This is a genomic window from Pseudomonas sp. P5_B2 (genome assembly GCF_056400445.1).
Genome location: NZ_JBFULH010000894.1, coordinates 1 through 1,379, shown reverse-complemented (window position 1 = coordinate 1,379; position 1,379 = coordinate 1). Strand labels below are relative to the sequence as shown.

At 55.8% G+C, this 1,379-nt stretch carries 1 protein-coding gene; it reads right to left on the bottom strand.

What is annotated here, in order from left to right; all coding sequences use genetic code 11:
* Positions 1-1,373, bottom strand: a 1,373-nt coding sequence (locus AC1DRJ_RS27785) for an oxidoreductase (RefSeq protein WP_477804967.1), incomplete at its 3' end; no start/stop codon positions are given.
* Positions 1,374-1,379: the final 6 nt, after the last annotated feature.

The following is a 1,379-nucleotide window of genomic DNA, read 5'->3' as shown; positions in this document are numbered from 1 at the left end:
GTGTTGAAATTGAACTTCACGCCTAGACGTTCGCATTGCATCATGCGCCAATCGATGATGCTGATCATTTCACGACGACGCTCACTAAGAGACGTCAACCGGATCTGCCCGCCAGGCTGGTCAGCAGCTTCGAACACTGTTACGTCGTGGCCGCGCTCACCGGCGACGCGTGCCGCCTCCAGGCCTGCCGGGCCGGTTCCGATCACTACCACCTTACGTTTGGTTAGCGCTTTTGGTATTTCGTGGGGCATGGTGGTTTCACGCCCGGTCGCAGCGTTATGGATGCAATAAGCGGCACCCCCCTGATATATGCGATCCAGACAGTAGTTTGCCCCTACGCACGGACGGATCTCTTCCTCACGTTTTTCTATGATCTTGCGCACAATGTGCGGATCGGTCATGTGAGCACGAGTCATACCGACCATGTCGATCTTGCCGGAGGCGATGGCATGGCGCGCGGTTGCGACGTCGGGAATCTTAGCCGCATGGAACGTTGGGAAACCTGTCGCTGCGCGAATTTCGCCAGCGAAATCCAAATGGGGTGAGTTGCGCATCCCTTGAATTGGTATCACATCGGTCAGGCCTGCATCGGTGTCAATGTGCCCGCGCACCACGTTAAGAAAGTCGACCAAGCCGCTATCTTTGAGCATGTGCGAAATAGCCATGCCTTCCTGTGCCCCGAATCCTCCGGGCAGATCTTCGTCTCCCGTGTATCGTACTCCTAGAAGGAAATCCTCACCGCATTGCTTGCGGATGCCTCTCAAGATATCGAACGTAAAACGTAAACGATTTTCCAGGGAGCCGCCGTACGGGCCTTCCAGTTCGTTGGTCAACGGTGACCAGAACTGATCCATCAAATGTCCGTAGGCCTGAAGTTCCAAACCATCGAGGCCCGCTGCTTTCATGCGCTCGGCGGCATCAACGTAATCTTTGATGATGCGCTCGACGTCCCATTCTTCCATCTTCTTAGGGAAGGCCCGGTGCGATGCTTCGCGGCGGTGAGATGGTGATACCACTGGGAGCCAGTCGGCTTTATCCCAACGGGTGCGGCGGCCCAAGTGAGTCAGCTGAATCATCACGGCAGCGCCGTGTTCATGACACTCGTCGGTCAGATCCTTCATCCATCCAACCACTTCGTCCTTGTAAGCCAACACGTTGTTGAATACTGGCGGACTATCGCGCGATACCGAGGCGGAGCCGGCGGTCATGGTCAATGCCACACCAGCTTTGGCGCGTTCGACGTGGTAGGCCCGATACAGCTCTTTGGGCATGCCATCGACCGGATATGCCGGTTCGTGCGAGGTGGTCATGATGCGATTACGTAGTGTCAGGTTTTTGATCTTATAGGGTTGTAGCAAGGGATCGCTGGACATGTGTTG